At 70.9% G+C, this 21,838-nt stretch carries 17 protein-coding genes and 1 tRNA gene; 8 read left to right on the top strand and 10 right to left on the bottom strand.

Annotated features, from left to right (window positions below; all coding sequences use genetic code 11):
- From ABD352_RS28405 to ABD352_RS28375, 7 genes are all read right to left on the bottom strand, one after another.
- A partial coding sequence (locus ABD352_RS28405) for an HAD family hydrolase (RefSeq protein ID WP_344615564.1) occupies nt 1-616 on the bottom strand: 616 nt, incomplete at its 3' end.
- A gap of 31 nt (nt 617-647) precedes the next feature.
- The gene (locus ABD352_RS28400) at nt 648-1,718 is read right to left on the bottom strand and encodes a carboxylate-amine ligase (RefSeq protein WP_344615563.1); all 1,071 of its coding nucleotides are present in this window, start codon (nt 1,716-1,718) and stop codon (nt 648-650) included.
- A complete protein-coding gene (locus ABD352_RS28395) occupies nt 1,715-2,701 on the bottom strand; it encodes an aldo/keto reductase (RefSeq protein ID WP_344615562.1) in 987 nt (328 codons plus the stop codon). The genes ABD352_RS28400 and ABD352_RS28395 overlap by 4 nt, the downstream gene beginning before the upstream one ends.
- A gap of 10 nt (nt 2,702-2,711) precedes the next feature.
- Nucleotides 2,712-3,332: a TetR/AcrR family transcriptional regulator gene (locus ABD352_RS28390; RefSeq protein ID WP_344615561.1), complete on the bottom strand. Its 621-nt coding sequence runs from the start codon at nt 3,330-3,332 to the stop codon at nt 2,712-2,714.
- A gap of 44 nt (nt 3,333-3,376) precedes the next feature.
- Nucleotides 3,377-5,464 (bottom strand): hypothetical protein, encoded by a 2,088-nt coding sequence (locus ABD352_RS28385; RefSeq protein WP_344615560.1) that lies wholly within the window; start codon nt 5,462-5,464, stop codon nt 3,377-3,379.
- An 88-nt stretch (nt 5,465-5,552) separates the two neighbouring features.
- A complete protein-coding gene (locus ABD352_RS28380; RefSeq protein WP_344615559.1) occupies nt 5,553-6,446 on the bottom strand; it encodes a hypothetical protein in 894 nt (297 codons plus the stop codon).
- 6 nt (nt 6,447-6,452) lie between these two features.
- Entirely contained in the window at nt 6,453-7,727 is a 1,275-nt protein-coding gene (locus ABD352_RS28375) for a sensor domain-containing phosphodiesterase (RefSeq protein WP_344615558.1), read from the bottom strand.
- A gap of 68 nt (nt 7,728-7,795) precedes the next feature.
- On the opposite strand from ABD352_RS28375, the gene ABD352_RS28370 reads away from it, so the two are divergent.
- The gene (locus ABD352_RS28370) at nt 7,796-8,611 is read left to right on the top strand and encodes a spermidine synthase (protein ID WP_344615557.1); all 816 of its coding nucleotides are present in this window, start codon (nt 7,796-7,798) and stop codon (nt 8,609-8,611) included.
- A 67-nt stretch (nt 8,612-8,678) separates the two neighbouring features.
- On the opposite strand, the gene ABD352_RS28365 is transcribed toward ABD352_RS28370, so the two are convergent.
- A tRNA-Leu gene (locus tag ABD352_RS28365) sits at nt 8,679-8,755 on the bottom strand.
- A gap of 84 nt (nt 8,756-8,839) precedes the next feature.
- On the opposite strand from ABD352_RS28365, the gene ABD352_RS28360 reads away from it, so the two are divergent.
- The 5 genes from ABD352_RS28360 (at nt 8,840) to ABD352_RS28340 (ending at nt 13,716) form a co-directional block, all read left to right on the top strand.
- The gene (locus ABD352_RS28360; RefSeq protein ID WP_344615556.1) at nt 8,840-9,451 is read left to right on the top strand and encodes an ANTAR domain-containing response regulator; all 612 of its coding nucleotides are present in this window, start codon (nt 8,840-8,842) and stop codon (nt 9,449-9,451) included.
- A gap of 172 nt (nt 9,452-9,623) precedes the next feature.
- The gene (locus tag ABD352_RS28355) at nt 9,624-10,907 is read left to right on the top strand and encodes an ABC transporter permease subunit (protein WP_344615565.1); all 1,284 of its coding nucleotides are present in this window, start codon (nt 9,624-9,626) and stop codon (nt 10,905-10,907) included.
- A gap of 10 nt (nt 10,908-10,917) precedes the next feature.
- Nucleotides 10,918-11,916, top strand: coding sequence for a branched-chain amino acid ABC transporter permease (locus ABD352_RS28350; RefSeq protein WP_344615555.1), 999 nt, complete (start codon nt 10,918-10,920; stop codon nt 11,914-11,916).
- Nucleotides 11,906-12,919, top strand: a complete 1,014-nt coding sequence (locus ABD352_RS28345) for an ABC transporter ATP-binding protein (protein ID WP_344615554.1) — start codon at nt 11,906-11,908, stop codon at nt 12,917-12,919. The genes ABD352_RS28350 and ABD352_RS28345 overlap by 11 nt, the downstream gene beginning before the upstream one ends.
- A complete protein-coding gene (locus tag ABD352_RS28340; protein WP_344615553.1) occupies nt 12,916-13,716 on the top strand; it encodes an ABC transporter ATP-binding protein in 801 nt (266 codons plus the stop codon). Before ABD352_RS28345 ends, ABD352_RS28340 begins: the two co-directional genes overlap by 4 nt.
- 440 nt (nt 13,717-14,156) lie before the next feature.
- Here the strand turns inward: ABD352_RS28340 and ABD352_RS28335 are convergent, their stop codons facing one another.
- The gene (locus tag ABD352_RS28335; RefSeq protein ID WP_344615552.1) at nt 14,157-15,416 is read right to left on the bottom strand and encodes an ABC transporter substrate-binding protein; all 1,260 of its coding nucleotides are present in this window, start codon (nt 15,414-15,416) and stop codon (nt 14,157-14,159) included.
- 273 nt (nt 15,417-15,689) lie between these two features.
- Here ABD352_RS28335 and polA point away from each other — a divergent pair, with 273 nt between their 5' ends.
- A complete protein-coding gene (gene polA, locus ABD352_RS28330; protein ID WP_344615551.1) occupies nt 15,690-18,380 on the top strand; it encodes a DNA polymerase I in 2,691 nt (896 codons plus the stop codon).
- A 367-nt stretch (nt 18,381-18,747) separates the two neighbouring features.
- Here polA and ABD352_RS28325 read toward each other — a convergent pair whose 3' ends face one another.
- Nucleotides 18,748-19,557, bottom strand: a complete 810-nt coding sequence (locus ABD352_RS28325) for a class I SAM-dependent methyltransferase (protein WP_344615550.1) — start codon at nt 19,555-19,557, stop codon at nt 18,748-18,750.
- Between the two features lie 176 nt (nt 19,558-19,733).
- Between ABD352_RS28325 and rpsA the strand changes: the two genes are divergently transcribed.
- Nucleotides 19,734-21,317: a 30S ribosomal protein S1 gene (rpsA, locus tag ABD352_RS28320; protein WP_344615549.1), complete on the top strand. Its 1,584-nt coding sequence runs from the start codon at nt 19,734-19,736 to the stop codon at nt 21,315-21,317.
- The last annotated feature ends 521 nt before the right edge of the window (nt 21,318-21,838 follow it).

The following is a 21,838-nucleotide window of genomic DNA, read 5'->3' as shown; positions in this document are numbered from 1 at the left end:
GGGCCGGGGCGGGCGCGGGCAGGCCGAGCAGCGGGCGCAGCGCCGCGATGGTGGTGGCGGCGTCGCGGTGGTGCAGGGTGGTCATCCCGAGCGCCCGGGCCGGCTTGAGGTTGCCGGGCAGGTCGTCGACGTACACGCACTCGGCCGGGGCCAGCCCGACGGCCTCGGCGCCGAGCGTGTAGATCTCGGGGGCAGGCTTGCGCAGGCCGACCTCGCCGGAGATCACCACGCCGTCGAAGAGCTCGCCGAGCAGGGCCCGGTCGTACCGGTCCAAGCCCCACGAGTTGGAGATGAGCCCGGTGCGCACGCCGGCCGCGCGGGCGGCCCGGACGAAGGCGAGCATGTCGGCGTCCGCACCCGCACCGCCCATGAGCCGCGCGATGAGGTCGTCGGCGTGGACGCCGAGCAGTCCGGCGAACCGGGCCTCGAACTCGGCGTCGGCCAGCGTCCCGTCCTCCAGGCCGGCGAGCAGCTCGCGGGCGGAGGGGTCGGACCGGAAGAGCTCGCGAACCGTGCCGGGCGGCAGGCCCTCCCGGGCGCAGAACGCGTCGAACGACGCGAACACGTCGGTGGTGAGCACGCCGCCCCAGTCGACCAGCAGACCCTTGTGCGCCATGAGCAGAGGGTAGTCAGCGAGCGCAGGGTAGTCAGTCCCCGGTGGTCTCCTTGGCCAGGGCCAGCACTACCTCTCGATGCGAGCCCGCCGCCCGCTGGCGGGCCGCGGAGGTGCCCCGGGCGCGCAGGCCGGCCAGCAGCTCGGTCGCGACGCCCCACTCGCCGCGGGCCTCCAGGGCCGGGCGGGCGTGGGCCATCAGCGCGTCGATGCGCTCGGCGGCCGGCACCGCGGCCCGGGTGGCCGGGTCGACGAGGTGGCCGCCGATGCCGTAGCGGGCCGCCCGCCAGGTGGCCGCGCGCAGCAGCACCTGGGGCGCCTCCGGCAGCGGGCGGCCGGCCGCGTCCTCCTCGGCGGCCCGGGTCACCAGCGCCCGGGAGAGCGCGGCGAGCAGCACGACGTCGTCGATGCGCGGGCAGGAGTCGGCCACCCGGACCTCGACCGTCGGGTACCGGGCGGAGGGGCGGGCGTCGAAGTACACCATGCCGGCGTCGCTGATCACGCCGCTCTCCACGAGGGTGGCGACGACCTTCTCGTACTCCGCGGCCGAGCCGAGGTCCGGCGGCGGCCCGACGGTCGGCCAGCGCGAGGTGACGATCGTGCGGTAGGAGGCGTAGCCGGTGTCGTGGCCGGCGAAGTACGGCGACGACACGCTCAGCGCCAGCAGCGTCGGCAGCCACTCGCGGATCCGCCGGGTGATGCGCACCGCGAGGTCCCTGTCGGGCACCCCGATCTGCACCTGGCACGCCGCCACCTGCTGCTCGTCGACGAGCTGGCGGTACTCCTGGGCCATCCGCTCGTAGCGTTCGTCGGGGTACACCTGGCTCGGCGTGCTGCCGGAGCCCGGCACGCTGCCGGCGGCCACGATGGCCAGGCCCAGCCGCCCGGTCGCCTCGACCAGTGAGCGGCGCTTCTCCAGCAGGTCGGCCCGCAGCCCCTCCAGGCCGGTCTGCACGGAGCTGGCCGTCTCGACCATCGAGCGGTGCAGCTCCGGCTCGGCGTCGGCGCCGCGCAGCACCTGCCGCGCGGCCATCTCCAGCTCGCCGGTCTCGGCGTGCACGACGTGGAACTCCTCCTCCACGCCGATGGTGTCCCCGACGCTCACCACCGTCCGTGCACCGACTCGCGCAGCAGCCCGTCGTAGACCTCGCGCACGGCCGCGTGGGCCTCCGGCGTCAGCGACGGCAGCTCGGCCGCGGCCGCGTTGCCGCGGGCCTGCTCGCCGTTGCGGGCGCCCGGGATGACCACGGAGACGGCCGGGTGGTCGATGATCCAGCGCAGCGCGAACTGGGCCATGGTGGCGTCGTCCGGCCGCAGCGCGGCGAGGCGCCGCACCGCCTCGAGCCCGGTCCCGTAGTCGACGCCGGAGAAGGTCTCGCCCTGGTCGAAGGCTTCGCCATGGCGGTTGTACGTCCGGTGGTCATCGGCCCCGAAGGTCGTCGCCTCGTCGTAGCGGCCGGAGAGCAGCCCGCTGGCCAGCGGTACCCGGGCGATGATCCCGACGCCCGCCTTCTCCGCCGCCGGCAGCGCCTCCTCGAGGGGCTTGAGCCGCAGCATGTTGAAGATGATCTGCACGGTGGCCACGTTGGGCCGCGCGATCGCGAGGAGGGCCTCCTCGACGGTTTCCACGCTCACGCCGTACGACTTCATGCGCTTCTCCTCGACCATCGAGTCGAGCGCGTCGAAGACCTCGTCGGTGCGGTAGACCTCGGTCGGCGGGCAGTGCAGCTGCACCAGGTCGAGCGTGTCGACGCCGAGGTTCTCGCGGGAGCGGTCGTTCCAGGCCTTGAAGTTGTCGAGGCGGTACTCGCCGGGCTCCTGCGGCCCGCGGCGCCCCATCTTGGTCGCCACCGTGACCGTGCGGCCCTGCGGCAGCGACCGGACGAACCGCCCGACGATGCGTTCGCTGCGCCCGTCGCCGTAGACGTCCGCGGTGTCGATGAAGGTGACGCCGGCCTCGTGCGCGGCGATGAGTGTGGCCAGGGCCTCGTCCTCGTCGACGCGCCCCCAGTCGGCGCCGAGCTGCCAGGCGCCGAGCCCGACCACGCCGACGGGCACGCCGGTGCGCCCCAGAATCCGTTCCTGCATGCCCACCACCCTAGGGGGCCGGGGGGCGGACCGCCGGGTGGTGACCGATGAGCGCGTCGAGCCCGGCCAGGAACACCTCGCGGTCCACGCGGCCGACCAGGACGCGCTGGATGATGTACCCCTGCACGAGGCCGACCATGACCGCGCCGACCGCCTCCGGATCGGCCTGCGGTGGGAGCTGCCCGGCCGAGCGGGCCCGCTCGGCGAGGGCGGACGCGCTGGCGCGGATGCGGCCGTAGATCCCGCCGATGAGGTCGGCGAAGGCGGGGTCGTGCGCGGCCTCGCCCCAGACCTGCACGGCGATGCGCACCGGCCCGTCCGGCTTGGCGAGGTTGGCGTCGACCTGGGTCAGCAGCTCGGCGAGGGCCGCGGCGAGCGGGGGCGGCGGGTCCTGCTCCAGGAGGTGGTCCAGGGTGGCGAGGATGCTGCCGACCTTTTCCTCGGCGATGGCCCGGATGAGCTCGGCCTTGCTGGAGAAGTACCGGTAGAAGGCGCCGACGGAGAGTCCGGCCTCCCGGATGACGTCCTGCATCGAGGTCTGGTGGAAGCCGTTGCGCACGAAGCAGCGGGTGGCCGCCTCGATGATCTGCTCGCGGCGCGCGGCAAGATGGGCTTCGGAGACGCGCGGCATCCTCCAACAATAGAACGAACGCTCGCTCGCGGTAGCGGGCCGCCTCAGACCCTCGTGGCGTTGAAGATCATGGTGGTCATCACGACCCCGCCGGTGGCCGCGTTGGTGAGCACCAGGCGCGGGCTCAGCGACGTGAACGGGTTGTCCTTGTCCACGTAGGTCGCCTTGCGGTTGCCGGTCGAGAACGCGGTCAGCTCCATCCCGCCGTCCCCGGTCGGCTTGCAGAGCACTTGCAGCGGCGTCGAGGCGGTGGTCGGCGGGCCGGCGTTCTTCGGCTTGGCCGACGCGGCCACCCGCGGGTGCTGGTCCCCGGCGTGCTTGTAGATCTCGATCGTGCCGTCGGCGGTGACCTCGAAGCTGTACCCGTTGGCGAGGTTCGCCCCGTCGAAGCACCCGGCGCCGATGCGGGCCCCGCCGGCCGTCTTGCCGATCGCGGCGAATTCCAGGTCGATGTTGAACCCGGCGCCCGGCACGCTGAGCCGCTGCTCCGGGCCCGGGGCCAGGCAGCGCGCGCCCGGCTGCTCGGCGGTGATCCGCAGCGCGTCCGGCACCTCGATCTTGCAGCCGCCGGCCGGCCCCCAGGCCGCCTTCTGCTGCAGCGCGGCCACCGTCCGGGTCCCCTTGAGCGGCCACGGCCCGACCGAGCCGAGCCAGCAGGCGATGACCGGCCGGGCCTGCCACGCCTTGTCCAGCCCCGCCTCCAGCAGCGGCGCCTCCAGCGGCAGGAACGACTGGCCGAACGGCACACCGAGGTAGTCGCCGTAGGACTGCTCGCACATCGCGCGCGCCGCCGCCGCGACCGCCTTCTGGCCCGGGTCGACGGTGAAGGGAAGGTGGCCGACGAACGTGACCTCGCCGACGTGGGCGGCGTTGCAGGGGGCGACGTACCGCAGCTGCGACGACCCGCCGATCCAGTCGAAGCACTCGCCGGTGCGCAGCTCGAACTCGTTGCCGGCGTAGCTGTCGGCCGCCGAGGTCGACGGCGTGGCGAGCGCCTTGGCGATGCGGTCGCCGTCGGCGTAGCCGGCCACCGGCAGCCCGTCGGCGAAGAGCTGGACCAGCGACGGCGACATCCCGTCCACGGTCAGCCTGGTGTCGTGGACCGCCTGGCGGTGCGAAGGCGAGAGCCCGGCCACGACCACGACGTGCCCGTTCTCGGTGCGCAGGTAGTACTCGAAGCCGAGCCAGTGCCCGGCGCCCACCGCGCCGAGCGGCACCGCGACCGCAACGGCCAGGGTGGCGTACCCGGTGACCGTGCCCCAGGCCCGCCCGGCCGCGGCGGCGATCATCGCGGCCGCCGTTGCCAGCACCCCGCCGAGCAGCGCGATCGCCCCGCCGCCGGACAGCACCAGGCGCAGCGGCTCGGCGATGAGCCAGCCGGTCAGGCCGCCGGCCCGGGCCGCGCCGCCGTCGAGCACGTCGGGGTGGCCGCGCACCAGGTGCAGCAGGCCGAGCGCGGCGACCACCACGCCGGTGGCCCGGGTCAGCACCCGCTCGCGCAGGAACGGCAGCGTCGCCAGGCCGAGCCCCGCGAGCTCTTCGCGGCGCCACAGCCGCCGGTCGACCGCGGGCACCAGCAGGGTCTGCCACGGCCAGGGCTCGCGCGGCAGGCGGGGCAGCGGCCAGGCCAGCAGCAGCGGCAGCACCGGCAGCGCGTAGGCGGCGTAGCCGAACAGGAACGTGGCCGCGGCGCGGGCGGGGGCGTCGAGCGGCAGCTGCGGCACCCACAGCAGCACGCCGAGCGCGGCGGCGACGGCGGCGGTCACGGCGATGCGGACCCACGACGGGCGGCTCGGCTTCGCCCGCTCGGGCCGGCGCGCCTCCCCGGTGAACTCGCCCGTGAACTCGCCGGTGTACTCCCCGGAGCGCTCCGGATCGCGGCGGCGCCGCCGGCGGTGCACCCCGGTCTCGGCCGCGGTCGCCCCCTGCCAGTCGGTGAGCGCGGCCCGCACCTGGTCGGCGGCGGCCAGCGCCAGCAGCAGCGCCACCAGCAGGGTCAGGACGAGCTGCCAGACGGGCGGCAGCGGCGCGAAGCCGAGCAGGGTGGACAGCGCGAGCATCGCCCCGGTGGCGAGGACCAGCAGGGCGACCGCGGGGAGAGCGGCGCGGGCTCGCCGACCGGCCTCGGACATGGCTGGGAGCATGGCATTCGCGCTCGCGCGCGTGCAACCGGCCTAAACCTGGCTTAAAAATTGGCGGCTACGCCCGGCCACAGCCCGGCTACATCTGGGTGTGCTGGGCCGCGCAGGTGTCGACGACGGGCTTGAAGGCGGCGATCTCGGCGTCGGTGATCTTGAGTTCGGTGTAGAGGAGCGGGCCGCCGTCGAGGCTCACCCAGGCCGGGAAGACGTACGGCTTCTTGATCTCGCCGAGCGAGTGCGGCGTGCAGCGCTCGCCGTCGACGACGATCGGGATGGAGAGCTCGTCCTGTGCGGGGGCCAGCACGCCGTACGGCTTCGGGGTGGCCTCGCGCCGCGGGGTCGGCACGACCTCGAGCAGGATGCTGCCGGTGAACTCCTGCAGGGTCACGGTGCCCTTGAATCCGGTCCGTCTGACGACCACGGTGCCGCTGACCCAGCCGCTGGGCAGGTGCGTCCACGGGCCGAAGGTGAACGTCGCCTGGCGGTCGAGGTACGTCTGCTGGCAGTCGATGGCGAGGAACTGGTCGAGCATCGCGTTGGGGGTCTCCAGCGGCAGCCGCAGGTCCTGCGCCGGTCCGCCGTCGGTGTGCACGCGCAGCGCCACGAACGAGGGCGCGGCGTGCGGCCTGAGCTCGTCGCCGGCGCAGATGCCGGTGCCGTAGGACATCGGGACGTCGACCTGCAGCCCGCCCGGCGGCAGCCAGGCGTCGGCCTTCACCGGCCCGGCCCCCTTGAACGACGGGGCCTGCAGCTCGACCTGGTCGACGACGAGCTTGTCCGGCCCGTCGTTGTGCAGGGAGACCTGCACCCAGTGGCGCACCTCGTCGACCCGGCCCTGGCTCAGCTCGACCCGCACCTTGAAGGCCGGGGCGGCGGTGGCCCGTGCGGGCTCGGCGGGCTTGCCGTGGCCGGCCAGCGCGGCACCGCCCAGGGAGACGAGCATGAGCAACGCGACCAGCAGCAGGCGCCTCATGTTCGCCTATGTTGGCACGATCCAGTGCAGGAGCGCACGGGCCGCGTCCAAAACGAGATCCCGGTCGTACGTCAGCGCGTACGTGAACCGGCGCCGCTCCTGCGGCCCCGTGTCGGCCAGGTCCCGCGCCACCAGGGCGCCCGCGAAGTGCGGGCCGACCACGATCACGTTCCACTCGCCGCGCAGCGGGTCGTTGCCGGCGAACGCGGTGCCGCGCACGCCGGGCGCCGGGGCGCTCGGCAGCTCGGTGCCGAGCACCGCCACCAGCGCCGCGGTCTCGGCGATCGCCGAGTAGCGCCGGGCGGTGGCCCGCGTGAAATGCGCGCCCTCCTGGAACGAGGCGAGCAGCATGGGCGGCTCGGCCGGGTCCTGGGCCTTGGTCTCCAGATAGTGGCTCAGCGGCAGCAGCATCCGCTTGGTCGCCTCGGCGGTCGGCCGGCGGGCCGCCACGATCTCGTACGGCGTGCGGCCACCGGTCGGGGCGGGCGGCGCGACGAGGGGCACGCTGAGCGAGCAGCGCCGCTCGGCCACGTCGGGCGGCAGCGGGCCGGGCCGGTCGAAGAGCCAGCCCTGCCCGAGGGTGGCCCCCAGGCCGAGCGCCCCGGCCAGGTGCTGCTCGGTCTCGATGCCCTCGGCCAGCACCGCCGCCCCGGTCCGCTCGGCATAGGCGACCACCGCGTTGACGACCCGGGCCGCGTAGGCCCCGCCCGGCTGCTGGGTGAGGTGCCGGTCCAGCTTGACCACGTCGGGGTGGACGAAGGGCATGACCGACAGCGAGGCGGGCTCGGCGCCGACGTCGTCGAGGGCCACGCCCCAGCCCGACCCGCGGCAGGCCTCCGCCGCGGTGAGCAGGGCCGCCGGGTCGTCGGCGATGGCCCGCTCGGTCATCTCGGTCACGACCCGCAGGCGCAGCTGCGCGTCGAGGATGGTCGGGGCCAGGTCGGGCGGGCAGGGCGCGCCCAGCGCGGCCGGCTCGGCGTTGACGAAGAGGGTCAGCCCGACCGGCAGGCCGGCGTCGATCGCCGCCCGGTAGGCCCCGGCCCGGCACACCCAGTCGAGCTCGGCCAGCCGGCCCGCCTCGGCCGCCGCCGCGAACAGCCGCAGCGGCTCCTCCCAGGGCGTCCCGGCCGGGCCGCGGGTGAGGGCCTCGTAGCCGACGACCTCGTGCCGCCGGTGGTTCCACGAGTCGAGCCGCACGATGGGCTGGAAGACGGTGGTGATCGCCCGGGCGTCGATGACGTCGCCGACCGTGCGGATGATCGTGGTGGTGCGCCCCTCCATGCCCGTCGTTTCGGCCCCGACGCCCTGCATCTGAGGGTTTCGCCGGTTCGCGGTACGGTTGTCCCCCGATGGGAAGCTGGCGGGAGATCATCGACGGGATCGCCGAGGACGCTGACTTCGGCGCGGCCCGGCTGCTGCGCGACCCCCGCCGCAAGGGCGGCTGGACCCTCCTCGTGGAGGAGGTGCAGCAGTCGTACGTCGACGTGCACGACCCCACGCACCTGTACTTCGAGTACACCCGCCGCATCGGCTCGGTCGTCGACACGATGGCTCCGGCCGGCGCCTCGCTGCGGGTGCTCCACCTGGGCGGCGGCGCCTTCACGATGCCGCGCTACCTGGCCGCCACCCGCCCCGGCTCGGCGCAGCTGGTGGTGGAGCGCGACCGGCGCCTGGCCGCGTTCGTGCAGCGGGTCCTGCCGCTGCCGGAGGAGGCGGAGATCGCCCTGACGATCGGCGACGCCCGCGAGACGGTGGCCGGCCTGGACTCCGGCGCCTACGACCTGGTCATCGGCGACGTCTACGACGCCGCCCAGATGCCCGAGAGCGTCTCCGACGTCACCTTCGCCGCCGAGGTGGCCCGCCTGCTGGCCCCCGGCGGGGTGTACGCCGTCAACGTGGCCGACCTGGCCCCGCTGGCCTTCTCCCGCGGCCAGGCGGCGACCCTGCGCACCGCGTTCGCCGACGTGTGCCTGATCGTGCGGCCGGAGCTGCTGCGTGGGCGACGCTTCGGCAACGTGGTCTTCGCCGCCGCGACCGAGCCGGACCGCCTGCCGATCGGACGGCTCGCCGCCATCGCGGGGCGGGACCGGCAGCCGGCGCAGGTGGTCAGCGGCGCCGGACTGGACCTGCTGACCGAAGGCGCGGAGCCGGTCCGGCTTGAATGAATGCCGACTGAACGCCCGTCGCGGGCGTGTTCGGCGTCACGGTAAACTGGGTGTTCTGTCCGAGTTGTGGTGCCCCGGGTGGGATTCGAACCCACACTGTCGGAGGTTTGAGCTCCGTTCCTCTGCCGATTGGGATACCGGGACCAGTACGCCGCACCAGGGTACCCACTACTCTGATCGCGACGGTAATCGCCGTCGAAGGTTGTCGGATCGATTCGGGAGAGGCCAGTGGCCGAGGCACAGAGCCGTCGAGTGCTCATCGCGGAAGACGAGGCGCTCATCCGTCTCGACCTCCGGGAGATGCTCGTCGAGGAGGGGTACGACGTCGTCGGCGAGGCCGGCGACGGCGAGACTGCCGTGCGGCTGGCCGAGGAGCTCAAGCCTGACCTCGTGATCCTGGACATCAAGATGCCGATCATGGACGGGCTGGCGGCGGCCGAGAAGATCGCCGGCGGGCGGATCGCGCCCGTGGTCATCCTGACCGCGTTCAGCCAGCGCGACCTGGTCGAGCGGGCCCGGGCCGCCGGGGCGATGGCCTACCTGGTCAAGCCGTTCCAGAAGAGCGACCTGGTGCCGGCGGTCGAGATCGCGGTGTCGCGGTACGCGGAGCTGTCGGTGCTCGAGTCCGAGGTGGCCACGCTGACCGAGCGGCTGGAGACCCGCAAGGTGGTCGAGCGGGCCAAGGGCCAGCTCATGGCGACCTATGGCATGAACGAGCCGCAGGCCTTCAAGTGGATCCAGCGCACGGCGATGGACCACCGCATGACGATGCGTGAAGTGGCCGACCGGATCATCGCCGAAACCGCGGGCGGAAACAGCACTGTAACCGCGGAGTCCTGACCTTTTACCAGCGCACGGCGTGTTCTGACGCCGCTGGCTCAGCATCGAATAACGGCTTGGTAACGGCCCGCAATTGGCTTTCAGCGCGGGCTATGATCCGCCAGTCCCGAGGGTCGGGACGACCCCGCCGACCACCGTTATTCGAGGAGCACCATTGCGTAGAGCCGTGATCATGCTCACGGCCTTCCTGGCCTGCGTGATGCTCTCCTTCGGCATAAGCGCCACGAGCGCCTGGGCCGATGGGGAGTCACTGCAGGGAACGTTGAAGAACGGCGACGCCCCCGTGGCCGGAGTCAAGATCAAAGCGTTCACACAGGACGGCGCGCCCGTTGGCGAAGCGACTAGCGACGCCCAGGGCAAATGGAGTATCCCGGTCCCCTCGGCCGGGACGTACCGGGTGGACCTCGACACGTCGACGCTCCCTTCGGGCGTCACGCTGAGCAACGGCCGGGCCAGCCTGACCCCGCCAGTGGTCGATGGCCAGGCCCGCAACGTGCTGTTCCCGCTCAGCGCCGGCGCCGCGAGCGGGACACCAGGCCAGAACAACCAGCCGGGGACTCCGGCGAAGCCATCGAGCTTCGACCGGTACGCCGACCTGTTCTACTCCGGCCTGCACTTCTCGCTCATCATCGCGCTGGCCGCGCTCGGCATCTCGCTGATCTTCGGTACCACGGGCCTGACCAACTTCGCCCACGGCGAGCTGGTCACCTTCGGTGCGCTCATGGCCTTCCTGTTCAACGTGACGATCGGGCTGCCGCTGTGGCTGTCCGGCCTCATCGCGGTCGCGATCGGCGCCGGGGCCGGCTACGTGCAGGACTTCGCCTTCTGGGGCTGGCTGCGCAGGCGCCGCACCAACCTGGTCACCACGATGATCATCTCGATCGGCCTGTCCCTGGCCTTGCGCTACGTCTTCCTGTACTTCTTCGGCGGCGAGGCGCGGGCCTACTCGGACTTCAACGCGCAGGCCGGCCACCAGTACGGGCCGTTCCTCATCGCCCCGAAGAACCTCATCTGCGACGCCATCGCGATCGTGGTGATCGTCGCCGTCTCCTGGGCGCTGCTGGGCACCCGGCTGGGCAAGGCCACCCGCGCGGTCGCCGACAACCCGGCGCTCGCCGCGGCCTCCGGCATCAACGTCGACCGCATCATCCGGCTGGTCTGGACGATCGGCGGCGGCCTGGCCGCGCTGGCCGGCGTGATCCTCGGCGTCTACCAGAACGTCGGCTACGGCATGGGCTTCCAGATCCTGCTGCTGGTCTTCGCGGCGGTCACGCTCGGCGGCTTCGGCACCGCGTGGGGCGCGCTGCTCGGAAGCCTGGTGATCGGCATGTTCATCCAGTTCTCGACGCTGTGGATTCCGACCGAGTTGAAGACCGTCGGCGCGCTGGGGGCGCTGATCGTGATCCTGCTCTTCAGGCCGCAGGGCATCCTGGGCCGCCGGACGCGGATCGGCTGAGGGGGACACGATGAACTGGCACAGCATCTTCAGCGTGACGCTGGAAGCGATCATCGGATCCACCACTATTGCTTACGCGCTCGCGGCCATCGGTCTCAACGTCCACTTCGGCTACACTGGCCTGCTCAACTTCGGGCAGTCGGCGTTCCTGGGCGTCGGGGCGTACGGCATCGCCATCACGGTCTCGACGTTCAACCTGCCGTTCTTCCTGGGTATCGGCATCGGCCTGGGCGCGGCCATCGTCCTGGCGCTGCTGCTGGGCATCCCGACGCTGCGGCTGCGGGCGGACTATCTGGCCATCGTCACCATCGCGGCGGCCGAGATCATCCGGCTCTTCTACCGCTCCACGGACCTGCGCAAGTGGACCGGCGCGTCGGACGGCCTGCAGGGCTTCTCGACCGACTTCTACAACGCCAACCCGTTCAAGGGCAGCGGCGGCATCGACATCGGCGGCCTGATCACCTTCAGCGACCGTGAGACGTGGGTGCTCGTTGTCGGCTGGGGCCTGATCCTGCTGAGCTGCCTGGTCGTGTGGCTGCTCATGAAGAGCCCGTGGGGCCGCGTGCTCAAGGCCATCCGCGAGGACGAGGACGCGGTGCGCAGCCTCGGCAAGAACGTGTTCTCCTACAAGATGCAGTCGCTGGTCCTCGGCGGCATCATCGGCTGCCTCGGCGGCTTCGTCTTCGCCCTCGACCGGGCGGCGGTGCAGCCGGACACCTTCGGCACCGAGTTCACGTTCTTCGCGTACACCATCGTCATCCTCGGCGGGGCGGCCCGGGTCTTCGGCCCGGTCATCGGCGCGGCCATCTTCTGGGTGCTGCTGGTCTTCGTCGACTCGGTCATCTCCGAGGCGATCAACCACAAGGACGTCCCCTCCTGGCTGATCACCACCAGCCAGGCCGGCTCGGTCCGTTACATCCTCGTCGGCATCGGCCTGATCCTGATGCTGATCTACCGGCCGCAGGGCATCTTCGGCGACAAGAGGGAGGTCATGCTCGATGTCCGCTGAGTCCCTGTCCACTGCGCCGGCGGCCGCCGGAACGGCCCGCGAGCGGGCGGTCGCCGCGCTCGCCGGGCTGCCCGGGGAGCCGGGCGTGCCCAAGCCGGACCCGATCCTCGTGGCCGACAACGTGGTGCGCCGCTTCGGTGGCCTCACCGCCGTCGACGTCAAGCACGTCGAGATCCAGCGCGGCTCGATCACCGCGCTCATCGGCCCCAACGGCGCCGGCAAGACGACGTTCTTCAACCTGCTGACCGGCTTCGACGTGCCGGACGAGGGCTCCTGGACGTTCAACGGCAAGTCGCTGTCCGGCGTGCCGGCGCACAAGGTGGCCCGCGCCGGCATGGTGCGCACCTTCCAGCTGACCAAGGCGCTGTCGAAGCTCAAGGTGATCGACAACATGCGCCTCGGCGCGACCGGGCAGAAGGGCGAGAGCTTCTGGCGCGCCCTCGTGCCGGGCCTGTGGAAGCAGCAGGAGGACGAGATCACCGCCCGCGCGGAGGATCTGCTCACCCGGTTCAAGCTCATCGCCAAGAAGGACGACTTCGCCGGCAGCCTGTCCGGCGGCCAGCGCAAGCTGCTGGAGATGGCCCGGGCCCTCATGGTCCAGCCGGAGATGGTCATGCTCGACGAGCCGATGGCCGGGGTCAACCCGGCGCTGACGCAGTCGCTGCTCGGCCACGTCAAGCAGCTGCGCGAGGACGGCATGACCGTGCTCTTCGTCGAGCACGACATGGACATGGTCCACGACATCAGCGACTGGATCATCGTCATGGGGCAGGGCGGTGTGATCGCCGAGGGCACCCCGGACAAGGTCATGGCCGACCCGCGGGTCATCGACGCCTACCTGGGCGCGCACCACGACGGCGCGGTCAAGACCGTGGGCGGGGAGGAGATCGACGCCAGTGACCTCGCCGAGGGCGGCGACGTGGCCCTGATCCCGGCCGTGGACGAGCTCGAGAACGACGCGGCGGCCTCCTCCGAGGGCGCCGACGGGAAGGAACGATCGTGACCGAGCCGGAGGAAGAGGCGGGCACGCCCGTCAGCAACGAGATCGTCGACCGCACCGAGCACATTGCCAAAGCCGAGGGTGCGGTACTGCGGGCGGACGACGTCGTCGCCGGGTACCTGCCGGGCGTCAACATCCTCAACGGGGCCGACCTCTACGTGCACGACGGCGAGCTGGTCGGCATCATCGGGCCCAACGGCGCGGGCAAGTCGACGCTGCTCAAGGCCATGTTCGGGCTGGTCAACATCCGGTCCGGGGCGGTGACGCTGCGGGGGGAGAACATCACCAACCTCAAGGCGCACGCGCTCGTCGAGCGGGGCATCGGCTTCGTGCCGCAGACAAACAACGTCTTCGCCGCGCTGACGATCGAGGAGAACCTCCAGATGGGGACCTTCCTCAAGCCGAAGCGGTTCAAGGAGCGCTTCGACTTCGTCACGCAGCTGTTCCCGACGCTGGCCGAGCGGCGCAAGCAGCGGGCCGGGCTCATGTCCGGCGGCGAGCGGCAGATGGTGGCCATGGCCCGGGCGCTCATGATGGAGCCCACCGTGCTGCTGCTGGACGAGCCGTCGGCCGGCCTGTCCCCGGCGCTGCAGGACGAGGTCTTCTTCCGCACCAAGCAGATCAACTCGACCGGCGTGACGGTCGTGATGGTCGAGCAGAACGCCCGCCGGTGCCTGCAGATCTGCGACCGGGGGTACGTGCTCGACCAGGGCCGCAACGCCTACACGTCCTCGGGCGAGGGACTCATCAACGACCCGCGGGTGATCGAGTTGTACCTCGGGACGCTCGCCCGGGCCTGAACCAACGTTTTTGTCGGGCCGAATCCCGCGCCGCTCCCTCTGGCGGCGCGGGATTTCTTTGCCCGCGGCCGGGTCGCCGGCGCGCTGATTTCACGGCGTTTTTACAAATGCTTGCTTGTGGATCGTCGTATTAACGCCGATCTTGGTTTCGCGTGCGTTCCTTATGTGGAACAAATGTTGCCGTCGGGTCAGCATCGGGTGTACGCGGCCGCAGGCTCGCGGGCCCTTGGCACCGCGGAGCCGGCAGGTCGGGGCCGCCCTTGAGGCAGGCCCCGGCCGGTGTCTGACGGGAGCGACGGTCTGTGCGTGACGCGGACCGGAGCCATGAGGCTTTTGGCTCTTCGCTCTTTGACCGTTCTGCGCGGCGTCTCCCGAGCGCATCCGGGCGCACGAAAAGGCCCCCGCCGCTTGCGCGACGGGGGCCTCCGGGGCCGTCAGGCTCAGATCTTGCCGGTCTGGTACTTGACGTCCGGGAGCAGCTTGTTGTCGGGGCCGTAGGTGTAGATACCGATGGTGGCCTCGGCCGGGTCGCCGGCGTCGTTGAACGAGATCGGGCCGCTCACGCCGTCGTAGTCGATGTCCTTGCCGGCCTTGATGAGGTCGACGCAGGCCTTGAAGGTGGTGCACTTCTCGCCGCCCTTGGAGACGGTGATGAGGTGCTTGGCGATCTCGGCCGGGTTGTCCGACTTGGCCTCCTCGGCGGCCAGGGCCGCGAGGATGGTGGCGTCGTAGGACTCAGCCGCGTAGTTGAAGTCCTTCAGGTCCTTGTTGATCCCGAGGAGCTTCTGCTTGAAGTCGCCCTTGGCCTCGGCGCCGGGCTGGGTGCCCTTGTAGCCGTTCAGCGTGCCGGCCGGGAAGTCCTTCGAGTAGTCGGCGATGTTGCCGTCCACGAAGTACCACTTCTTGGTCTTGAGACCGGCCTCGACCAGCTTGGGGACGATCTTCTTGGTCTCGTCGAAACCGATGATCGCGATCGCGTCCGGGTTGGCCGCCTTGATCTTCGCCACGTCGGCCGAGAAGTCCGCGGCCTTCGGGTCGTAGGTGACCGACTCGACGACCTTGCCGCCGCCGCTCTCGATCTCCGCCTTGGCGTTCTGGGCCAGGCCCACGCCGTAGGAGTCGTTGAGGACCAGCATGCCGGTCGTGGCGTTGCCGTCCTGGACGATCAGGTCACCCAGCACGCGGCCCTGGAGGGTGTCCGGGGGAGCGGTGCGGAAGTAGAGGCCGTGGTCGTTGTAGGTGGTGAACGCCGTGGAGGTGTTCGCCGGGGAGATCTGGACGACGCCGGCGCCCGTGATCTTGTCGATGACGGACAGCGAGACGGACGACGAGGCCGCACCGATGATGACGTCGGTCTTGTCGGTGAGCAGCTTGTTGACCGACTGGGTGGCGATGTCCGTGGAGGTGTCGCCCGAGTCCATGTGCTGGATCGTGACGGGCTTGCCGAGCACGCCGCCGTTGTCGTTGATCTCCTTGATGGCCAGGTCGACGCCGGCGAACTCCGGCGGGCCGAGGAAGGCCAGGGACCCGGTCTGCGGCAGGATCGTGCCGATCTTGAGCACGCCGTCACCGGCCGCCGCGGCGCCGCCGGAGGTAGCAGCCGTGGACGGGCTGTCGGACTTGTCGCCGCACGCGCCGAGCACCAGGCACGCGGTGCTCAGCACAGCGACCGAGCGCCATCCGAGATTGGGGCGGATCATCACCTGTCTCCTTTTTAACAGCGCGGTAGGCGTGGTTGCGCCTAGTTGCCAAGACGCTGATGAAGGCACAACCTAATGACACTCACCGGACCGCACTAGTCCTTCGGGGCAACACGCCCTAGGAAGTTGCGCAGTCGTAATGTTCCTGTTCGCAACCGCAACGCGATTCGCATTGTCCAGAGTTTTTCCGTCACGGTGATCCGGACAAAAAGGGCGAAGTTCGCGCCGGGGCGCGGAGAAAACTGTCGTACCTCCGGACTAGGCTCGCTAAGCGTGACGGGTTCGACTGACTCCAGGCTGTTGCTGCTCGACGGGCACTCGCTCGCCTACCGGGCGTTCTTCGCCCTGCCTGCTGAGAACTTCTCAACGCAGACGGGCCAGGTGACCAACGCCGTCTTCGGCTTCACCTCGATGCTGATCAACATGCTGCGCGACGAGCAGCCCACGCACATCGCGGTGGCGTTCGACGTGTCGCGGCAGACCTTCCGCCTGGAGAAGTACGCGGAGTACAAGGCCAACCGCGCCGCCAGCCGGCCGGAGTTCTCCGGGCAGGTCGACCTGATCAAGGAGGTGCTCAACGCCCTGCGCATCCCGTTCGTGGAGAAGCCGGGCTACGAGGCCGACGACGTGATCGCCACGCTCGCCCGCCACGCCCGCGAGCAGGGCATGCCGACCTCGATCGTCACCGGCGACCGCGACTCGTTCCAGCTGGTCAGCGACGAGGTGACGGTGCTGTACCTCAAGCGCGGGGTCAGCGAGATGGAGCGCATGACGCCGGCGAAGGTGGAGGAGAAGTACGGCATCCCGCCGTCGCAGTACCGGGACAAGGCCGCGCTCGTCGGCGAGGACAGCGACAACCTGTCCGGCGTGCCCGGGGTCGGCGACAAGACGGCCGCCAAGTGGATCGTGCAGTTCGGCGGGCTCGACGGGATCATCGCCCGGGTCGACGAGATCAAGGGCAAGGCCGGCGAGAACGTGCGGGCCCACCTCTCCGAGGTCATGCGCAACTACGACCTCAACCAGCTGGTCGACGAGCTCGAGCTGCCGGTCGGCCCCGACGACCTGCGCTGGCGCGGGTGGGATCGCGAGGCCGTGCACCAGGTGTTCGACTCCCTCGAGTTCCGGGTGCTGCGGGACCGGCTGTACCAGTACCTCGAAGCGGTCGAGCCCGAGGCCGAGTCCGGCTTCGACCTGTCCGGCGAGGTGCTGCGCGGCGGCGTCGGGGCCTGGCTCGACGAGCACGCCCCGGCCGGCACCCGGGTCGGCGTCGCCGTGGCCGGCAAGTTCGGGCGCGGCACCGGGGAGCTGACCGGCCTCGCGGTCGCCGTGGCCGGCGGGCCGGCGGCCTGGTTCGACCCGGCCGAGCTCGACGCGGCCGACGACGCCGCGGTGGGCGCCTGGCTCGCCGCGCCGGACCGGCCGAAGGTGCTGCACGACGTCAAGCCGGCCCGCCTGGCGTTCCTGGCCCGCGGCTGGGACCTCGACGGGGTAGCCAGCGACACCGCCCTGGAGGCCTATCTCGCCCGCCCCGACCAGCGCTCCTACGACCTCAACGACCTCGCCTTGCGCTACCTCAAGCGCGAGCTGAGGGTCGACGCGCCGGACACCGGCCAGCTGACCCTCGAAGGCCTCGGCGGCAACACCGGCGAGGCCGAGGAGAACCTCATGCTGCGGGCCCGGGCCACGCTCGACCTCGCCGAGGCGATCGACGAGGAGCTGCACCGCGACGGCGACTTCTCCGCCCGCCTGCTGGCCGAGGTGGAGCTGCCGCTGGTCAAGGTCCTGGCCGAGATGGAGCGGGCCGGCATCGCCGCCGACACCGACTACCTCGGGGAGCTCGAGGGGCAGTTCGCCGCGGGCGTGAAGTCGGCGGCGCAGAGCGCCTACGAGGTGATCGGGCGGGAGTTCAACCTCGGCTCGCCCAAGCAGCTGCAGGAGATCCTGTTCAACGAGCTCGGGCTGCCGAAGACCAAGAAGATCAAGACGGGGTACACGACCGACGCCGACGCGCTGCAGTCGCTGTACGCGCAGACCGAGCACCCGTTGCTGGAGCACCTGCTGCGGCACCGGGACGTGGCCAAGCTCAAGACGACCGTCGACGGGCTGCTCAAGTCGATCAGCGACGACGGGCGCATCCACACGACGTACTTCCAGACGGTCGCGGCCACCGGCCGGCTCTCCAGCACCGACCCCAACCTGCAGAACATCCCGATCCGCACCGAGGAGGGCCGGCGCATCCGGCGGGCGTTCGTCGTCGGCGGGGGCTACGAGACCCTGCTGACCGCCGACTACAGCCAGATCGAGATGCGCATCATGGCCCACCTGTCCAAGGACGAGGCCCTCATCGACGCGTTCAACTCGGGCTTCGACTTCCACGCCGCGACCGCCTCCTCGGTCTTCGCGGTCCCCGTCAACGAGGTCGTCCCCGACCAGCGCCGCAAGATCAAGGCGATGAACTACGGCCTCGCCTACGGCCTGTCCTCCTACGGCCTCGGCACCCAGCTCGGCATCGCCCCGGCCGAGGCCCTGGTCCTCATGGAGGAGTACTTCGCCACGTTCGGCGGCGTCCGCGACTACCTGCGCCAGATCGTCGCCCAGGCCCGCCGCGACGGCTACACGGAGACGGTCCTGGGCCGCCGCCGCTACCTGCCCGACCTCAACAGCGACAACCGTCAGCGCCGCGAGATGGCCGAGCGCATGGCCCTCAACGCCCCGATCCAGGGCTCCGCCGCCGACATCATCAAGGTCGCGATGCTCCGGGTCGACCAGGCCCTGCGCGCCGCCGGGCTGCGCTCCCGCATGCTCCTGCAGGTGCACGACGAGCTCGTCTTCGAGGTCGCCCCGGGCGAACGCGAGGCCGTCGAGTCCCTGGTCCGCACGGAGATGGGCGCCGCCTATCCGCTGGACGTCCCCCTGGGCGTCTCGGTCGGCATCGGCCGCGACTGGAACGCCGCCGACCACTGACCCGTCCGGCTTCTCCTGGCTCGCCGCGGCGCCCACCCGGGCCGCCGCGGCGAGCCCGTTTCCGGGCGCCGGCCCGGCGGTCCCCGGGTGCTTTCGCGGGTGATCTTGCGGTTCGACCGGCTCCGGGCGTTTCCCGCCCGGGGCTGCTGCGATTCGGTGGGGGTGATTTCGATAAGTCGGGCGCTCCGCGCCACGACTTATCGGATTTTTCGCCTGTCGGGTTGAAAATGCTGAATGTCCGAAACGTGAGAATTGGCGGACTGTTGGCCGGCGCCGCGCTTTGCGGCCGTGCGGGTGATCTTTCCGGTGACGCCGTGGCGGTCGAATCCGCATTGCCCGGCCCGCGCTGCTGGTCGGAATTCCCGTTTCAGGCGGGTTTGGTGGCGATGAAGATCGCGGTGCCGGGGAAGATCCGGCCGCGCAGGGGGCTCCACTGGCCCCAGGTCGCCTCGTGGCCGTTCGGCCATTCCGGCTCGATCAGGTCGGTGAGGACGAAGCCGGCGCCGACCAGTTCGCGGATGCGGTCGCCCAGGGTGCGGTGCTGCTCGACGTAGGTCGGGACGTGGCGCTCGTCCTCCTCGACGTACGCGCGGCGGTCGAAGTAGGAGTGGACGGCGACCAGGCCGCCCTCGCCCGGGTCGTCCAGGAAGACCCAGCGCATCGGGTGGGTGATCGAGAATGCCCAGCGACCGCCGGGGCGCAGGACGCGGTGGACCTCGCGCATGACCCGGGCCGAGTCGGCCACGAACGGCACGGCGCCGAAGGCTGTGCAGACGATGTCGAATACGCCCTCGGCGAACGGCAGGGCGCTCGCGTCGGACTGCAGGAGCGGCACTTCGACACCCGAACGGGTGTTGCCGGTGCGCGCGTGGCGGAGCATGCCGGCGGAAAGATCGGCCGCGACGACGCTCGCACCCTCCTTGTGCAGCCACCGCGAGCAGGACGCGGCGCCGCAGCCGATCTCCAGGACGCGGCGGCCGGCCACCTCGCCGAGCAGGTGCGCATCGGCCTCACGCAGGCCCTCAGGGCACCACACGAAGTCCACGTCGCCGAGGAAGGAACCGTGCTCGGCCTGGTAGGCGTCCGCGTCGGCGTCCCACCAGCCCCGGCTCGCGCGGCGGCTCTCGGCAGGGCTCACGGCGCGTCGTGTGACGCCTGCGTCAGGTGACGATTCCATGGGGAGCAACGTTAGGCCCTGACAAAGTCGGCAGATCGGGTCTGGGGGAGGGTTGGACCATGTGGTATTGCGCAGGGTAGGCTGATCGGTGCACTCGTGGGTTTGTGCGCCTCGGCATGGAGCAGGCTCACGGTCGCCGAACACATCCTGAGCGCTTCCAATGCACTGATCCTGCAATGCGACAGGCGGGTTGTGCCCGACGACGGGTCCGCGGGAGCGCGCAGGTTCACCAGGCAAATCCACCGACCGGAGCAACAGCCCACATGACGAGCAGCATCGAGGCCACCTCGAGCGCCAGCAGCAACAAGGTCACCATCGACGACCTCGGTTCCGAGGAGGCGTTCCTCGCCGCGATCGATGAGACCATCAAGTACTTCAATGACGGCGACATCGTCGAAGGCACCGTCGTCAAGGTCGATCGGGACGAGGTCCTGCTCGACATCGGCTACAAGACCGAGGGTGTCATCCCCTCGCGCGAGCTGTCGATCAAGCATGATGTCGACCCTGCTGAGGTCGTGTCGGTCGGTGACCACATCGAGGCCCTGGTCCTGCAGAAGGAGGACAAGGAAGGGCGCCTGATCCTCTCGAAGAAGCGTGCGCAGTACGAGCGCGCGTGGGGCACGATCGAGAAGATCAAGGAGGACGACGGCGTCGTCCGCGGCTCGGTCATCGAGGTCGTCAAGGGCGGTCTCATCCTCGACATCGGCCTGCGGGGCTTCCTGCCCGCGTCGCTCGTCGAGATGCGCCGGGTGCGCGACCTGCAGCCGTACGTGGGCCGTGAGCTCGAGGCGAAGATCATCGAGCTGGACAAGAACCGCAACAACGTGGTCCTGTCCCGCCGCGCCTACCTCGAGCAGACCCAGTCCGAGGTCCGGACCGAGTTCCTGCACAAGCTGCAGAAGGGCCAGGTCCGCAAGGGCGTCGTGTCCTCGATCGTCAACTTCGGTGCGTTCGTCGACCTCGGTGGTGTCGACGGCCTGGTCCACGTCTCCGAGCTGTCCTGGAAGCACATCGACCACCCGTCCGAGGTGGTTGAGGTCGGCCAGGAGGTGGAGGTCGAGGTCCTCGACGTCGATCTGGACCGCGAGCGCGTCTCCCTGTCGCTGAAGGCGACCCAGGAGGACCCGTGGCGTCAGTTCGCCCGCACCCACGCGATCCAGCAGATCGTGCCGGGTAAGGTCACCAAGCTCGTCCCGTTCGGCGCCTTCGTCCGCGTGGACGACGGCATCGAGGGCCTGGTCCACATCTCCGAGCTGGCCGAGCGCCACGTGGAGATCCCGGAGCAGGTCGTCCAGGTCGGCTCGGACGTCATGGTCAAGGTCATCGACATCGACCTGGAGCGCCGCCGCATCTCGCTGTCGCTCAAGCAGGCCAACGAGGGCTTCGTCGAGGGCGAGGAGCACTTCGACCCGACCCTCTACGGCATGTCGGCGACCTACGACGAGCAGGGCAACTACATCTACCCGGAGGGCTTCGACCCGGAGACCGCCGAGTGGATGCCCGGCTTCGAGAAGCAGCGCGAGGCGTGGGAGCAGCAGTACGCCGAGGCGCGCCAGCGCTGGGAGGCCCACACCAAGCAGGTCCAGACGGCCCGCCAGGCCGACGCCACGGCGGAGCCCGCCGCGGCCGCCCCGGCGACCGGCTCGGTCACGTCGTCGACCCCGACGGCCGCCCGCGCCCCGGAGGAGCCGTCCGGCACCCTGGCCACCGACGAGGCCCTCGCCGCTCTGCGCGAGAAGCTCGCTGGCGGCAAGAGCTGAACTGACCGGCCAGCCGGTTAGCCAGTCCTGAGAGAGGCCCCGGTCCCGCAAGGGACCGGGGCCTCTTCGTCTCCGCAGGTCATCGCCCGCCCCCGCCGCGGGGCCTCTTCGTCTCCTCGGGCCTGTCGGCGCTCCAGCCGTCGAGTCGCTAGGCAGTGGATCGCACAGCTGTCATTAGCATGGTGGCGTAATGCGAACCCACCGCCCTGACGCCCCAGGGCTGACCGGTCGGTTGCCGCGGGCCGGCTCCACGGCACGCCGTCCTCTGACACCGCTGGATAGCGGACCGCAGAATCGCGGGTAGCGGGGCAGCGGGGAAGAATTTCGGGCCCGTCGAGCGGCCGGAATCCGGCTAAGATCTCCGCCCGTGGTGACGACGACTATCACTGGGCCGACGGCCGCCCGGGCCGTCCGCTGGCTCGCGGCCGGAGCCTGCGCGGCGGTGGCGCTCGCCGCCTGCGCCGGCCCCCAGCCGACGACGCCCGCCGCCACGGCCGCCGCGTCGCCCACCTCGCGCGGCC

Origin of the sequence: Dactylosporangium salmoneum (assembly GCF_039532525.1) — a bacterium.
GTDB lineage: Bacteria > Actinomycetota > Actinomycetes > Mycobacteriales > Micromonosporaceae > Dactylosporangium > Dactylosporangium salmoneum.
The sequence above is the reverse complement of the archived record's forward strand: the minus strand, read 5'-3'. Positions and strand labels throughout refer to the sequence as shown.

Excerpts from the sequence above, each read along its gene's own strand:
- ABD352_RS28325 (WP_344615550.1), bottom strand. The coding sequence starts at position 19,557 with ATGGAATCGTCACCTGACGCAGGCGTCACACGACGCGCCGTGAGCCCT.
- ABD352_RS28350 (WP_344615555.1), top strand. The coding sequence starts at position 10,918 with ATGAACTGGCACAGCATCTTCAGCGTGACGCTGGAAGCGATCATCGGA.
- ABD352_RS28370 (WP_344615557.1), top strand. The coding sequence starts at position 7,796 with ATGGGAAGCTGGCGGGAGATCATCGACGGGATCGCCGAGGACGCTGAC.
- rpsA (WP_344615549.1), top strand. The coding sequence starts at position 19,734 with ATGCGACAGGCGGGTTGTGCCCGACGACGGGTCCGCGGGAGCGCGCAG.
- ABD352_RS28345 (WP_344615554.1), top strand. The coding sequence starts at position 11,906 with ATGTCCGCTGAGTCCCTGTCCACTGCGCCGGCGGCCGCCGGAACGGCC.
- ABD352_RS28355 (WP_344615565.1), top strand. The coding sequence starts at position 9,624 with ATGCTCACGGCCTTCCTGGCCTGCGTGATGCTCTCCTTCGGCATAAGC.
- ABD352_RS28390 (WP_344615561.1), bottom strand. The coding sequence starts at position 3,332 with ATGCCGCGCGTCTCCGAAGCCCATCTTGCCGCGCGCCGCGAGCAGATC.
- ABD352_RS28385 (WP_344615560.1), bottom strand. The coding sequence starts at position 5,464 with ATGTCCGAGGCCGGTCGGCGAGCCCGCGCCGCTCTCCCCGCGGTCGCC.
- ABD352_RS28335 (WP_344615552.1), bottom strand. The coding sequence starts at position 15,416 with ATGATCCGCCCCAATCTCGGATGGCGCTCGGTCGCTGTGCTGAGCACC.
- ABD352_RS28375 (WP_344615558.1), bottom strand. The coding sequence starts at position 7,727 with ATGGAGGGGCGCACCACCACGATCATCCGCACGGTCGGCGACGTCATC.
- ABD352_RS28395 (WP_344615562.1), bottom strand. The coding sequence starts at position 2,701 with ATGCAGGAACGGATTCTGGGGCGCACCGGCGTGCCCGTCGGCGTGGTC.
- ABD352_RS28380 (WP_344615559.1), bottom strand. The coding sequence starts at position 6,446 with ATGAGGCGCCTGCTGCTGGTCGCGTTGCTCATGCTCGTCTCCCTGGGC.